Annotated in this window: 11 protein-coding genes; 2 read left to right on the top strand and 9 right to left on the bottom strand. The window is 73.8% G+C overall.

The window, feature by feature from the left end; translation table 11 throughout:
• Window positions 1–5: 5 nt before the first annotated feature.
• Together AB0M54_RS32600 and AB0M54_RS32595 are read right to left on the bottom strand one after the other, a co-directional pair.
• Complete coding sequence (locus tag AB0M54_RS32600; RefSeq protein ID WP_364475587.1) at window positions 6–365, bottom strand: hypothetical protein; 360 nt, start codon at window positions 363–365, stop codon at window positions 6–8.
• Window positions 362–1,297: a glycosyltransferase gene (locus tag AB0M54_RS32595; RefSeq protein ID WP_364475585.1), complete on the bottom strand. Its 936-nt coding sequence runs from the start codon at window positions 1,295–1,297 to the stop codon at window positions 362–364. The genes AB0M54_RS32600 and AB0M54_RS32595 overlap by 4 nt, the downstream gene beginning before the upstream one ends.
• A 62-nt stretch (window positions 1,298–1,359) precedes the next feature.
• Here AB0M54_RS32595 and AB0M54_RS32590 point away from each other — a divergent pair, with 62 nt between their 5' ends.
• Both AB0M54_RS32590 and AB0M54_RS32585 read left to right on the top strand, forming a co-directional pair.
• A complete protein-coding gene (locus AB0M54_RS32590; protein WP_364475583.1) occupies window positions 1,360–2,970 on the top strand; it encodes a glycosyltransferase family A protein in 1,611 nt (536 codons plus the stop codon).
• Between the two features lie 173 nt (window positions 2,971–3,143).
• A complete protein-coding gene (locus AB0M54_RS32585) occupies window positions 3,144–3,629 on the top strand; it encodes a CAP domain-containing protein (protein WP_364315315.1) in 486 nt (161 codons plus the stop codon).
• 845 nt (window positions 3,630–4,474) lie between these two features.
• Here AB0M54_RS32585 and AB0M54_RS32580 read toward each other — a convergent pair.
• From AB0M54_RS32580 to ftsY, 7 genes are all read right to left on the bottom strand, one after another.
• Window positions 4,475–5,437: a class I SAM-dependent methyltransferase gene (locus AB0M54_RS32580; RefSeq protein ID WP_364475581.1), complete on the bottom strand. Its 963-nt coding sequence runs from the start codon at window positions 5,435–5,437 to the stop codon at window positions 4,475–4,477.
• A complete protein-coding gene (locus AB0M54_RS32575) occupies window positions 5,434–7,524 on the bottom strand; it encodes a glycosyltransferase (RefSeq protein ID WP_364475579.1) in 2,091 nt (696 codons plus the stop codon). Before AB0M54_RS32575 ends, AB0M54_RS32580 begins: the two co-directional genes overlap by 4 nt.
• 44 nt (window positions 7,525–7,568) lie before the next feature.
• A complete protein-coding gene (locus tag AB0M54_RS32570) occupies window positions 7,569–9,779 on the bottom strand; it encodes a [protein-PII] uridylyltransferase (RefSeq protein WP_364475676.1) in 2,211 nt (736 codons plus the stop codon).
• A gap of 4 nt (window positions 9,780–9,783) precedes the next feature.
• Window positions 9,784–10,122: a P-II family nitrogen regulator gene (locus AB0M54_RS32565; RefSeq protein WP_364315304.1), complete on the bottom strand. Its 339-nt coding sequence runs from the start codon at window positions 10,120–10,122 to the stop codon at window positions 9,784–9,786.
• Window positions 10,123–10,151: 29 nt separating this feature from the next.
• Window positions 10,152–11,519, bottom strand: coding sequence for an ammonium transporter (locus AB0M54_RS32560; RefSeq protein WP_364315302.1), 1,368 nt, complete (start codon window positions 11,517–11,519; stop codon window positions 10,152–10,154).
• A gap of 211 nt (window positions 11,520–11,730) precedes the next feature.
• On the bottom strand, window positions 11,731–12,555 hold the full coding sequence (locus AB0M54_RS32555) for an aminoglycoside phosphotransferase family protein (RefSeq protein WP_364315300.1): 825 nt from the start codon (window positions 12,553–12,555) through the stop codon (window positions 11,731–11,733).
• A 22-nt stretch (window positions 12,556–12,577) separates the two neighbouring features.
• Window positions 12,578–13,756, bottom strand: a complete 1,179-nt coding sequence (ftsY, locus tag AB0M54_RS32550; protein WP_364475577.1) for a signal recognition particle-docking protein FtsY — start codon at window positions 13,754–13,756, stop codon at window positions 12,578–12,580.
• Window positions 13,757–13,959: the final 203 nt, after the last annotated feature.

Below are 13,959 nucleotides of genomic sequence, written 5' to 3'. Positions count from 1 at the left end.
GTGGTTCACGCCGGGCGGATGTGACCCGGCCCGTGATCGAGAAGGATCCGGGTCAGCCGCCGGGTCAGCAGATCGTCCCAGGGCACGCCGGGTCGATGCCGTTCCCAGGTGGCCGCGTCCGGCAGGTACTCCAGCACCACCCCGGCCGCGCGGGCCAGGCGGAACTCCGGGCAGTCGGTGACCACCACGGTGGCCGGACCGGTCTCGCGGGCCAGCCCCGCGGTCAGCGCCCGCAGCTCCTCGACGCCGAGCCCGGCCGCCACGACCACCTCGACGGCATCCGGTCCGGGTTCCGCGGCCCGGGCCCGCCACCAGTCCCGTTCGGCCCGCGCCCCGGCCAGCTCCCAGCGCAGCCGCTCGCTCACGACCGCGGCCCCCGGCCGGTCGGCGCCGGCGAGGCGGGCGAGGCGCGCGACCCGACCCACTCGGCCGCGGCCGAGGCGCCGTTCTCGAACGCCACCTCCGCGCACCGGGACGCCAGCGCCGCCCGTACCTCCGGCCTCGCCGCGAGCGCGAGCAGGTCGGCCAGGTCGGCGGCCCGCTCGGCGCAGAGCGCCGCACCGGCCGCGGCGGCGAACCGGGCCCGCGCGAGCTGGTCGTCGGGTCCGGCGTCCTCGTCGGGTACGAACACCGTCGGCACCCCCGCCGCCAGCAGCTCGTGGTACGCGGTGTAGCCGGCCGTGGCGACGGCCAGGTCGGCCGCCCGCAACGCCCGCGCCTCGGGCTCGATGACGGTGAAGCCGGGCACCGTGGTGGTGAGGCCCCGGCACACCACGGCCGGCTCGTCGCCCAGCCCGAGCCGCTCCCGGGCCGCCGCCCGGTCGAGCAGGTCGGCCCGGTCGAGCGCGGTGATCGGCGCGACCGTGGTGACCCCCTCCCGGTCGTACACGGTCCAGCCCTCGTCGCCCGCGGTCGCGAACTCACCCGGCTCCAGCACCGCGTCGAAGGCCGCCGACCGACCGCGCCACCGCAGCCCCTGACCACGCCGCCACATCGCCGGGCGCAGCCAGAGCCAGGTCACCCCCGGATGGTCGGCGGTCGCGGCGAGGAGACCGTCCTCGGGTACGCCGTCGAGCACCACGGTGCCGATCTCGTGCACCTCGATCAGGTGACGCAGCCGGTCCCGCAGCAGCGTCTCGCGGCGCGGCCTCTTCGTCTCGGGCAGGTGCTCGATCAGCAGCGGCGCCCGCGGCAGTTCCGCCGCGCTGGTCAACAGGATCGGCGCGGCCGGCAACCGGGCGGCCACCGCGAGCAGGCGGTCGGTCATGTCGCCGACCAGCAGGACCCGGGCGTTCACACCTGGTTGAACGACACGCGAGTCTCGTACGAAACTCCCCTGCCGTAGTTGATCATTGGGTGGTGGAGGCGCGCGAACTACTCGAGGCGGCCCGGACCCCGCCGATCGTGCATCGGATCGGCGACCCGGAGCGGGTCACCAGCATCGTGGTCGCGTACTCCCCCGGACCGGAACTGATCACCTCGATCCGCTCGCTGGCCGCGCAGAGCTGGACCAACCAGGAGATCCTGCTGGTCGACGACGGGTCGCCGCACGGGCACGACCGCGTGTTCGCCGAGGCGACCGGCCTCGATCCGCGGGTGCGGCTGCTCCGGCTCGACGCCAACCTCGGCGTGTACGCCGCCCGCAACGCCGCCCTCGACCGGGCCACCGGCGACTACGTCACGTTCCAGGACCCGGACGCCTGGTCGCACCCGTCCCGGCTCGCGGTGCAGGTCGCCGCCCTTCGCGCGTCGTCGTGGGCCGGCGTCGTGGGCCGCGCGCTGCACGTGACCGGCGACCTGACCGTGACCCGCGCGCTTCGAGGCCCTTTTCTGGTACGGCGGGGCGCCGGCCGGTTCGACGAGGTCCGGCACGGCGGGGACGACGAGTACGTCGAGCGGCTGTCCCTGCCCGCCCGGCCCGACCTGCTGGCGCTGACCCGATCCGCGCCGCCGCCGCATCTCGCTCCGGCGCTGCGGTCGTACCGCTCGGCGTACCGGAGATGGCACCGCCACCCCGCCGCCTCGCCCGGCCGCCCGTGGCCCCTGCTGGAACGCCGGGGCCGGCGGGCCTACGACGTCGTGCTCGCCGCCGACTGGACCCGGCCCGACGGCGGGCTCGGCCAGTTCCACGCCCTCAAGGCCCGCGGCCTGCGCGTCGCCCTGCTGCACCTGGACGACCCGGCCCGGCTGCGGCTCGGTCCCGCCGACCTCGACCCGGCCGTCCAGCAGGCCGTCAACGACGGTGCGGCCGAGCAGGTCGACATCACCGACGACATCCGGGCCCGGCTGGTCGTGGTCCGCGACCCAGCCGTGCTGATCCATCCGCCGGACGCGCCCAGCGGCGTGCGGGCCACCCGGGTCGTGGTGGAGTCGTCCCGGTCGCCGCGCCGCTGCGTCGACGCCTCGCGCCGGCTCTTCCACGCCGAGCCGCTGCTGGCGCCGGCCGGGCCGCGCACCCGGCAGGCGCTGGCCGGGCTGCCGCTCACCCCGGTCGACCTGCCCGCGACCGTGGCGGCCGAGGACTGGCGGCTGGACCGGCGTTCCGCCGGACCCGGCCGTCCGGTGGTGGGCTGCATCGGCGGCGGCGCCGGCCTTCCGCGGGACCCGGCTGTCGACGTCAGGTTGCTGGACGGTTGTCACGGCGTACCCGGATGGTTGCGTTATCGCCCCACCGACCTGGACCAGCGCGCCTTCCTGCACCAGCTCGACTTCTACCTGCCGCTGCCGCCGCCGGCCGATCCCGATCCGGCCGTGCTGGCCGCGCTGGCCGCCGGGTGTGTGGTGCTGCTGCCACCGAGCCACCGGCCCGCGTTCGGCGACGCCGCCGTCTACACCACCGACCCGGCCGGCGCGATGACCGCGCTGCACGGAACCGATCTGACCGCGCAGCGCGACCGGGGCGTGGCGTTCGTGCGTACCCACCACCACCACGGCCGCTACGCCGCCCGGATCGAGGCCTTGACACCGTGATCGCAACCGGGCTGTTCCTGTGCTGGACAGCCTTGGGCGCTACTCACCCGTCCCGCAACTCAGAGGTCACGGCAAGGCACCTGTAGCGGCCTTCAGGCGCCCCGGAGCGGGCCGATCGGAATGCTGAACCTGGCGGACACGAGCCAGGCGCCGCACTCCGAAAGGCAGCTCACATGCGCTCGATCGTCCGCCGCCTGGCCCAGATCGCCCTCGTCCCCGCCGCCCTGTTCGGCGTGATGGCGTTGGCGACCCCGGCTCAGGCCGCGGCGCCGACGGTCGGGCAGCTGCAGGTCGACATCTTCAACGCCACCAACGTGCAGCGGGTCAAGGCCGGTTGCGCCCGGCTCCGCAACGACGCCAAGCTCGGCTACGCGGCCCGCGGCCACAGCGCCTACCAGGCCCGCACCAACAGGATGAGCCACACCGGCTCGAGCAACTCGACATTCGCCGTCCGCGCCTCCCGCGCCGGCTACGTGGGCGCCCTGTCGGAGAACGTGGCCTACGGCTACCGCACCGGCGCCGAGGTCGTGGCCGGGTGGATGAAGAGCCCCGGCCACCGCGCCAACATCGTCAACTGCCGGGCCAAGGCCGTCGGCGTCGGCGCCATCTACGCGGCCAACGGCACCCCGTACTACACCCAGGACTTCGGCACCCGCTGAGCCGTCGCAGTCTCCGGGCCCGCCCCCGCGGGCCCGACGTGGGGTAACGCCCCACGACCGCGCCCTCGCCGTCCCCCGCGGCGAGGGCGCGCTGTCTTTCCCGAGGTCACCCATCGGCGCGCGGGTTGAGAATGGTGCGCGCGGCTCCGGATCCTCGCCGACGCCGAGCGCGACACGCCCGGGCCTTCGCCCCGGCCGGCAGCGCCGCCTCGGTGTTCGCCGCCCGGCACGACAAACTCCCGGGCCTCGCGACGATCGCCCTTTCGCCGTCTCGCCCTGCCACCGTTCAGGTCAGAGGTAGGTCCCGATGGCATATCAGGCCCCGATGCCGCTTTGATGGCCGCAACGGTGGTAGGGCAAGACGGTATTGCTGGTCCCCGCCACCGCTGGCGGCTACCACTCGCGGGGGAGCGAGGCATGCGTGGGCGGCCACGTCACTTCTCGAGGGCCTCGACGATCTGCGCGGCGGCCTGGGCCTGGGTGAGGTGGGTGGTGTCGATGACCTCGGCCTCCTGGTGCAGCCAGGTGCGGGGCCGCCTCGGCGTAGGGCTCGAGGTATTTCAGGTCACAGTCGAGCCGCGTCGCCCAGGCGGTCGGCCGCCAGTCGGGCGTACGCGCCGGTGATGTGATGGTCGTCGCGGTAGACGAGGACGTTGCCGAGCACCACGGGACAGCGGGCCGCGCCCAGCCACGGGACGGGGTCGGCGAAGGACGGACCGGCGACCGATCGGACGGCGGCCCGGTGGCGAGGAACGGCAGCCCGGCGTGGCCCAGGACGACGAGCAGGACGGCCAGCGCGCGCAGGCCCTCGATGTCCGGGCGGAGAGCAGGGGCCGCCGGCGGCGCTACCGGGCGACGGAGGAGGAGGCGCGGCACAGCACCGTCCAGCCGCCCGCCGACGAGGGGGACGCCACGAAACCGTCGAGGTTCCCCTGGCGGGGCACCGGCGTGGCCGCCGCCACGACCACCCCGTCGGCCGCGAGCCGGCGGCCGAGCACGTGCAGCGCCGGCGGCAGCGGGTCGGGGCCGGGGCCGTCGACCAGCAGCAGGCCGATGTCGGTGAGGCCGGCCAGGGCGTCCACGTCGTACCAGTCCGCGGTCCGGCCGTCCCAGGCCAGCTCGGCCGGTGGCACCCGCAGCACCTCGATGCCGGTCAGGTCGTGGGCCAGCAGGTCGGCGCGCAGGCGGTCGGCCCGGGTGGCGTCGTGTTCGACCACGACCAGGCGGCCGCCGTGCTCCGCCGCGTACCCCAGCCAGACGGCGACCGGCCCCGCGCCCAGCGCGACCGTCAGACCGGGTTTGCGGCCGCGGGTCAGGTGGAGCAGGCCGAGCAGGTCGGAGGGGGCCGGCCCGGACTCCGGCAGGGGCATCGGGGCGCGCGGCGCGATCGTCCGGGAGAGCTGGATCACGGCGTTGAGCTCACGGTTCTGGGCGCGCAGCAACGTCTCGGCGCCGCCGGGGGTGAGGCGGTCGAGGCGGGCGATGGTGCCGGTCAGCTCGAGGTGCCGGTCGCCGGCCTCCAGCCGTTCCTTCTCGACCGCGGCGACCACCCGGCGCTGCACCTGATCGAGGATGTCGCGCAGCTCGCCGAGGGACGCACGCTGGGCGTCGTGCTGGGCGGTGGTGCGGCGATGCAGGCGTACGGCCACCGCGAGCACCGCCGTCAGCAGGGCGGCGAGCAGTGCGGTGGCGATCGGCGTACGCCCGGACAGCGCCGCCACCACCGCGCCCGCCCCGGCCAGGGCCGCGACGGCCACCCCGATCGTGTGCGGCGGCAGTCGCAGCAACCGCCGGACCAGCTCGTTCATCGGCAACCTTCCACGGTGAGGGCGAACTGCTCCGGCCGGTGCGCCTTGGCCACGACCTGACGGGCCCGGCGGCTCTGCTCGGCGAACAGGGCCGGGTCGGCGGCGTACCGGCGGATCAGGTCGGGCACGGCCTCCGGCTCGGCATAGATCGCGGCGTCGCCGTAGAGCGCCGCCGACCGCTCCGGCAGCACCACGACGCACCCGGCGGCCGCGGCTTCCAGCGCGGGGCGCGAGAAGGTTCCGGCCGCCGCCGGGCCGGGCACGTGCAGGTAGAAGTCGAGCTGGTGGAGGAACGCTTTCGGCGCCACGGCGCCGGCCGGGAAGATCAACCACGAGGTGGGTACGCCCGGAGCGCTCGTTCCCGGCGGCCCGTCGGCCAGCCGCAGCCGGACGTCCATGTCGGACAGCCGCCCGAGCACGCCGATCGGGCCGGCCGCCTCGGTGTCGCACAGGTCGGCCCCGGCGATCGGCCGGTCCGCGGTGGCGCCGGCGCGGGTGGCGACCCAGCCGTCCGCGTCGATGATCGCGGGCAGGTCCCGTTCGGCGATCGGCAGGTCGGGGTCGGCCGCCCGGAGGGCCGCGCGCACCCCGGGGTCGCGCGGCCACCACACGGCCGTCAGGTCGAACACCCGGCGTACCCGGGCCGTGCAGGTCCTGGTGTCGTAGTGGCCCTGAGGGGCGCGATCGGCGACCACGAGCACCCGCCCGGCCCGCAGCTGGGCCGGTTCGTCGGCGGCGAACTGCAGCACCGCCGCCTGACGCACCAGCAGGAGTTCGGCCGTGCACGCGTCGCTCAGCCCGACCTGGTCGGCGACACCGGCGTCGACCAGGCCCTGGATCGCGGCGCAGAGCGGGAGGCGGCGCCGGTACGCGGCCCGGAACGTGTCCTGCTGCACGATCCCGACGCGCATGCCGGCGTTGCGCAAGGCCCGGATCTCGTCGACGGCCGAGCGGACCGGGCCGGTCGCGAACCGCCAGTCACCGGCCAGCACCACGTCGTACGCGGCTCTCCTGGCCTCGGTCCTCGGCTGTTCCCGAGGCCGGACCAGCGCCAGCGGCTCGGCCACATGGTGGATCCGCCCCGCCACGGCCGACCGCCGGAACAGCAGCGACGACGCCTCGATCCGCCCGGTTCGCAGGCCGGCCCGGGTGAACAGCAGATCGTCGGTCACCGGGAGACCGTCCGAGGTGGTCGCCACCACCTCCGGGTCGCACATCGGCGCCATCTGGCGTTCCAGCCGGCGCGGATGCGCCCACCCGGCCGGGTCCTGGAAGGCGACGAAGTCACCGGTGGCCACGGCCAGCGCTTCCTCCCGGGTGCGGGCCAGCCGGATGGTGTCACCCATCGCCGCCGCCCGGCGCAGGGCCGGGTCGACCTCGGCCGCGATCAGGATCACGTCGAGGTCGGGCCAGGTCTGACCGAGGATCGAGCGGATCGCCGTCAGCAGTTCCGGGCCGCTCCTCCGGACCGGGATCACCACCGAGATCGGCTGGGTCGCCGCGATCTTCGCCGGCGGCGTGGCCGGCACGAGCCGGTCGAACGGCGGCACCGAGGTGTTGCCGTCGAGGATCGGCCCCGGCGCCGGGAGCAGCGCGCCGAACGCTTCCAGCCACGGCCCGACCGGCCGGTCGGCGACGAACGGGTTGGCCAGGTCGGCCTCGATCGCGGCGCGCACCTCGGGCCGGATCCTCCGGTAGCGCCGCAGCAGCCCCGGCACGGCCGCCGGTCCGGCCCAGACCAGGGTCAGCTGGGCGTGCAGCCCCTGATGCGCGGCCGAGAGCGCGCGGGGACCGAGCAACGTGTAGAGCGCCAGGGCGTCGGCCCGGTCGGCCGGTCGAAGGTCCTGCAACGCGATCGTCTGGGCCAGGGTGGCGAGCATCGCCCGGCGCGGCCGCACCCGCCGCAGCCAGCGCCGGTCCCCGGCCCGGGCCGCCGCGAGCAGATCGTCGAGGCCGGCCCCGGCCGCGCGGGCGAGCAGATGCCGCGCGTCAACCGACCGTTCCCGCACGGCGGTAGCGCCGACCGCCGCCCGCAGCGATGGCCCCATCGCCGTGACGTGGTCGTCGAGCAACTCGGCCGCCTGCACACCTGCCCAACGCCCGCGACCACCCCGAGGTGATGCTCACCCGGTCAGACCGCGTCCAGCACCGCCGCCTCCACGCGGGCTCGCGCGTCCTCCTCGGACCAGTCGCCGACCAGGTAGAACGCGTCGACCACGTCGCCGCCCAGGGTCGAGATGCGGGCGGCGCGCAGCACCGCGCCGGTGTCGTCCAGGGCGGTCGCCACGCGGTAGAGCAGGCCCGGCGAGTCGGCCGCGCGCAACTCCAGCACCGAGGCGTCGGTGGCGATGTCGCGGTGCCACACCACCCGCGGGGACGCCGCGTGGCCACGGGCGCTCATCGCGCGGGCGCGCACCCGCTGGGTCACCGACACGTCGCCCGCGGCCACCCGGCGCAGGTCAGCGGCCAGGGCCACCGGGTCGTACGGGGAGCCGTACCGCGGCTGGGTCAGGAACGAGACGATGGCCCGGCCGTCCGCGCTGGACGCGTCCGCGCCGAGCACCTCCAGCCGGTGCATGGCCAGACAGGCGGTCACCGCGGCGAGCAGGCCCTGGCGGTCGGCCGCGGCCACCGCCACCCGGTCGCCGTCCAGGTGCACCGCGGGCAGGTCGCCGCTGAGCAGCTCGGGGTCGGGCCGCGGCGGGGCAGGCAGCGCGCCGCTGTCCAGCGCGGTGCGCACCTTGGCCACCAGGTCGGCGATCAGCCGGCCCTTCCAGTCGGACCAGGCGGCCGGGCCGGTGGCGTGCGAGTCGGCCCGGGCCAGCGCGTGCAGCAGGTCGAGGGTGGCGACGTCGCCCACCGCCGCGGCCACCGAGGAGATGGTCACCGGGTCGGACAGGTCGCGGCGGGTGGCCACATCCGGCAGCAGCAGGTGCAGCCGGACCAGCTTCTCGATGGTCGCCACGTCCTCCGGCGGCAGGCCGATCCGGGTGGCGATCTCACCGGCCACCGGGGCGCCGACCACGCTGTGGTCGCCGTCCAGCCCCTTGCCGACGTCGTGCACGAAGGCGCCGATCAGCAGCAGGTCGGGGCGGTCCACCTCGCGGGCGTAGGCGGTCGCCTCGTACGCGGCCTGCACCAGATGGCGGTCCAGGGTGAAGCGGTGCACCGGGTGATGTTGCGGGAGGCTGCGCATCCGGGCCCACTCGGGCAGCCAGGCGTCGATCAGCCCGTATCGGTCGCAGGTCTCCCAGGTGGGCAGCAGGCCGGCGCCGGAACCGAGCAGCGAGACCAGCGCGGCGCGGGCGGCCGGTGGCCAGGGGGCGGGCAGCGGCGGGCTGAACGCGGCCAGCCATTCGCAGGTGGCGCGGGCGATGGGCAGGCCCACGGTGGCGGCCGCGGCGGCAACGCGCAGGGAGAGGCTGGGGTCGGGCACCGGGCCGATCGCGGTCCGCGCGAGCACCAGCTCACCGTCCTGCTCGACCACGTCACGGGCGATCGGGCGACGGGCCGGCTTTCCGGGCGGCATACCTCGCCGACGCCCGCTGCGCAGCCGGTCGGCGGCCCGCCAGGCGTCCTCCAGCGCGTACGCGACGGTCCGGGCGTCACCGGCGACCCGGCGCAGCAGCGCGTCACCGTCGTCCAGGTCGAGCATCTCGGCGACCGTGCCACGTTCCTGCGCGACCAGCCGGTCGACCCGCCGGCCGACCGCGATGTGCAGCGCGTCCCGGGTGTCGAGCAGGCGCAGGCCGGCCGCCCGGACCGCGGGGCGCATGGTGTCGGCGATCCCGGCCCGGCCGATGCCCCGCAGCACGGTCACGTCGCGCAGGCCGCCGGCCGCCTCCTTCAGGTCGCCCTCGAGCAGGAAGGCGAGTTCGCCGTGCTGGGCCCAGCGCGCCTGGGTGAGGTCCTTGAGCTGGGGCATCAGGCGGACCGCGGTGCGCCGCCACTGGTCGCCGGCCGCGCCGATCAGCTCGGCCGAGAGCCGGGTGTCACCGGCGACGTGCCGGGCGTCGAGCAGGCCCAGCGCCACCTTCACGTCGTCGTGCCCGACCGAAAGAGCTTCGGGCAGGGTACGGACGGAGTGATCGAGACCGAGCTTGGCGTCCCAGATCGGGTACCAGAGCCCGGCGGCGATCCGGTCGATGCCGGCCTGCCCGTCGTGCAGCAGGACCAGGTCGAGGTCGCTGTGTGGCGCGCAGTCGCGCCGGCCGAGGCCGCCGACCGCGAGCAGGCTGACCCCGGGCAGATGGCTGGGGAACAGGTCGCCCAGCCAGGTGTCGAGCGCCGCCGCCCGCTGTTCACGGGCGGCGGCGCCGATGTTGTCACCCAAGGTGATCAGATGCTCAGAGCGCGTCGAGGCCGCGCTCGCCGGTACGTACCCGGATCACGTCCTCGACGGCCGTGACCCACACCTTGCCATCACCGATCTTGCCGGTCTTGGCCGCGGTGACCACCGCGTCCACGACCTTGTCCACGTCGATCTCGTCGGTCAGCACCTCGACCTTGATCTTCGGCAGGAACTCGACGGTGTACTCGGCCCCCCGGTACACCTCGGTGTGGCCCTTCTGACGTCCGTACCCCTGCACCTCGCTCACGGTGAGGCCGGCGACGCCGAGCGCGTGCAGAGCCTCCTTCACCGCGTCGAGCTGGTACGGCTTGATGACCGCGGTCACCAGCTTCATGCTCAGTCCCTCCATCGCCATAAGAGAAGTTAACCGGCAACCTTCTGGCTGACGTCGGCCTTACCGTCAGCGTCCACTGCCTCGGACTTGCCGATTCCCGCCATGGCGAAGGCGCCACCGCCGCCGGAGCCGCCGGAGGGCGTGAAGTCGTACCCGGTCTCGCCGTGGTCGGCGATGTCGATGCCACCGACCTCGGCCTCCTCGCTGACCCGGAAGACCTTGATGGCCTTGAGGATCAGCGCGATGACGGCCGCGATCACGAACGAGTACACGGTGACCGCCGCGCTGCCGACGAACTGCTTCCACAGCTGGGTGAGGCCGCCGCCGTAGAACAGGCTCTCGTTCGCGGCCAGGGCGTTCACCTGGGTGGTGGCGAAGAAGCCGATGCCCAGCGAGCCGATCCAGCCGCCGACGAAGTGCACGCCGACGACGTCGAGCGAGTCGTCGTAGCCCAGCTTGTACTTCAGGCCCACGGCCAGCGCGCAGACGACGCCGGCGATGATGCCCAGCAGGGCGGCCGGCAGCGGGGCGATGAAGCCACACGCCGGGGTGATGGCGACCAGGCCGGCGACCGCGCCGGAGGACGCGCCGACCAGGGTCGGCTTGCCGTCCCGCAGCCACTCCACGATGACCCAGCCCAGCAGGGCGGCGGCCGTGGCGACCTGGGTGTTCACGAAGGCGACGGCGGTGACGCTGTCGACGGTCAGCTCGGAGCCGGCGTTGAAGCCGAACCAGCCGAACCACAGCAGGCCGGCGCCCAGCGCGACGAACGGCACGTTGTGCGGGCGCATGTTCTCCCGCGGCCAGCCGATCCGCTTACCGAGCACCAATGCGACGCCGAGAGCCGCCGCACCGGCGTTGATGTGCACCGCCGTGCCACCGGCGAAGTCGAGCGCGCCGAGCTTGGCGCCGATCCAGCCACCGCCCCAGACCCAGTGCGCGACCGGGACGTAGACCAGGGAGAACCAGCCCAGCGCGAACAGGATCCAGCCGCCGAACTTGAGGCGGTCGGAGAGCGAGCCGCTGATCAGGGCGACCGTGATGATGGCGAACATCATCTGGAAGACCATGAAGACGTACGTCGGGATGCCGGTGCCGGTGTCGCCGAGCATCCACTCGTCGCCGATCCAGCTGGTGCCGGTGCCGAAGTACTGGCTGAAACTACCGATGATGTTGTTGGCGCCCTCGGACTCGTTCGAGCCGAAGGCCAGGGTGAAGCCGTAAAGAACCCACAACACTGAGATGAGCCCGATGGACGAGAAGCTCATCATCATCATGTTGAGCACGCCCTTGGACCGGTTGAGGCCACCGTAGAACAGCGCCAGACCGGGTGTCATGAGCAAAACGAGCGCAGACGACAGGAGCAACCATGCGGTGTTACCGGTGTTGACCTCCACGCTGCCTCCTCTCGGATAGGTGTCCTCCCGCACGGCCCACTGGCGTCATCGCCGCGTGTGCCGGTTCGGGCGGAAGCTTTCCGGGGGGCTGTTTCGAGCACGGTCAACCCGCGATTTCCGGGGTGTGACGGGTTGTTTCCGGCGTGTGAAGAAACCCTCACAGGTACTGCGGCAAATCGGATGCTACTGGCATAATCCGGCCGCTCGGGGGTTAACGCAGGGCGTACTCGAGGGTGTGTCGTTCGTAATCGAGCAGACGCAGATCGCGCATCGGACGGCGCAGATGACCTTTGTGAACGATGCGCACGAAGGCCGGGTCGCCGGCCGCGGCCATCCGCCGGATGCCCTCGACGTGGTCGACGATCCGCTTCCGGATGGTGCGGACCAGGCGGTGCCGGTCACGCGGGATCAGGCCGTACGCGTCCGCGAACATCCGCAGCCGGCGCGGCCGGTTCGGCCGCTTCCAGCCCAGCGTGTACGAGTCGCGGTCGCTGAACAGCGGCACCCAGGTCCAGGCGGCGTAGGCCACGTCGTAGATCCGGGCGCCCGGCGAGGCCAGGTCGAAGTCGATCAGCGCCAGGGTGCCGTCGGGCCGCCAGACCACGTTGTGCGGGGCGGCGTCGTGATGGCAGACCACCTCGGCGTCGGGCGGCGGCGGCCCGAACGAGCGCCACACCGAGCCCGGCGGCGGCTGAAAGCCGTACTGAGCGTCGTGAAACATCCGCAACATGGTCGCCACGGTGGTCAGCGCCTCGTCGGTCACCCAGTGGGGTGCGAGCGGGTATTCGCCGCACTCGCCGTCGAGATACGACAGGACCTCGCGACCACGGTCGTCCATGCCGAGCGCGTGCGGTGAGCCGGTGAAGCCGACCCGCTGCAGGTGATTGAGCAGGGAGTGCACGGCCGGGGTCCACGGGCCCGCGTTGCGCCGGACGGTGTCGCCGGCCCGGGACACCGTGCTGACGTTCCCGCCGTGCAGGGGGATCTCACGCACGGGATCCTGCGTCACCCACGACCTCCCGCCCTTGTCCGACATCCGTCCACCTGAAGATTCGAGACTACCCGTCGCTCCCAAGAAGGGCCTCGACGAACGCCGCCGGCTCGAACGGCGCCAGATCGTCCGGGCCCTCGCCGAGACCGATGAGCTTGACCGGGATGCCCAGTTTGCGCTGCACGGCGATGACGATGCCGCCCTTCGCCGTACCGTCCAACTTCGTCAGCACCACTCCGGTGACGTCCACCACCTCGGTGAACACCCGCGCCTGCTCCAGGCCGTTCTGCCCGGTGGTCGCGTCCAGGATCAGCAGGGTCTCGTCGACCGGCCCGTGCTTCTCCACCACCCGCTTGACCTTGCCCAGCTCGTCCATCAGGCCGACCTTGTTCTGCAGCCGGCCGGCGGTGTCGATCAGCACCGTGTCGACGCCCGAGTCGATGCCCCGCTTGACCGCGTCGAAGGCCACGCTGGCCGGGTCGCCGCCCTCGGGCCCCCGGACCGTCTCGGCGCCGACCCGCTCACCCCAGGTGGCGAGCTGCTCGGCGGCGGCGGCGCGGAACGTGTCGGCCGCGCCGAACAGCACGGTCCGGCCGTCGGCGATCAGCACCCGGCCGATCTTTCCGCAGGTGGTGGTCTTGCCGGCGCCGTTGACGCCGACCACCAGGACCACGGCCGGGCGCCCGTCGTGCGGGGCGGTCCGCAGGCTGCGGTCGAGGTCGGGCTCGAGGGCGTCGGTCAGTTCCTCGACCAGCTGCTGACGGACCTCCGCGACGGTCCGGGTGCCGAGCACGCGGACCCGCTCGCGGAGCCGGGCCACCAGCACCTGCGTCGCCTCGACACCGACGTCGGCGGTGATCAGGCTGTCCTCGATCTCCTCCCAGGCGTCCTCGTCCAGGTGGTCGCGGGACAGCACGGCCAGCAGGCCGCGGCCGAGCGCGTTCTGCGAGCGGCTGAGCCGGGCCCGCAGCCGCACCAGCCGCCCCGCGGTCGGCAGCGGCGTCTCCACCACGGCGGCCGGCGGCGTCTCCGCCTCGACGGGCGCCTCCACCGGCGCGGTCTCCACCGGCCCGGTCTCGGCCGACTCGCCCTCCGCCGGCCTGGTGATCACCTGCGTGTCGGGCTTGGTGATCGTCGGCGCCGCCGGCGGGGGCACCTGCTTGCGCCGCATCCGGGGCACGACCAGCCCCACCGCGCCGACAACCAGCACCACCAGCAAGATCACCGCGACGATCACGTATTCCATGCCCAAAGCCTGACAGATCCGCGACCGCCGCGTGTCACACCCCCACCGCTGACCCGCTTCCGGGCCGAGCCGGCAATCTCCACTCGAGAAGCACATCCCGAAGATCGGCCGGAAGACAGCGCAGGGCGCCGTATCCTCCGTCACCCCACGTGACGACTTCCGCGCTGTTAGGTGACCGTCGCCCAGCTGGATGCCGGCATCGG

Origin of the sequence: Actinoplanes sp. NPDC051470 (assembly GCF_040682035.1) — a bacterium.
Taxonomy (GTDB): Bacteria; Actinomycetota; Actinomycetes; order Mycobacteriales; family Micromonosporaceae; genus Actinoplanes.
Note: the sequence above shows the minus strand (reverse complement) of the source record. Positions and strands in the feature narration are given on the sequence as shown.

Bases quoted from the DNA above. Each gene is read 5' to 3' on its own strand.
- AB0M54_RS32585 (WP_364315315.1), top strand. From the start codon at position 3,144: ATGCGCTCGATCGTCCGCCGCCTGGCCCAGATCGCCCTCGTCCCCGCC.
- AB0M54_RS32580 (WP_364475581.1), bottom strand. From the start codon at position 5,437: ATGAACGAGCTGGTCCGGCGGTTGCTGCGACTGCCGCCGCACACGATC.
- AB0M54_RS32565 (WP_364315304.1), bottom strand. From the start codon at position 10,122: ATGAAGCTGGTGACCGCGGTCATCAAGCCGTACCAGCTCGACGCGGTG.
- AB0M54_RS32555 (WP_364315300.1), bottom strand. From the start codon at position 12,555: ATGTCGGACAAGGGCGGGAGGTCGTGGGTGACGCAGGATCCCGTGCGT.
- ftsY (WP_364475577.1), bottom strand. From the start codon at position 13,756: ATGGAATACGTGATCGTCGCGGTGATCTTGCTGGTGGTGCTGGTTGTC.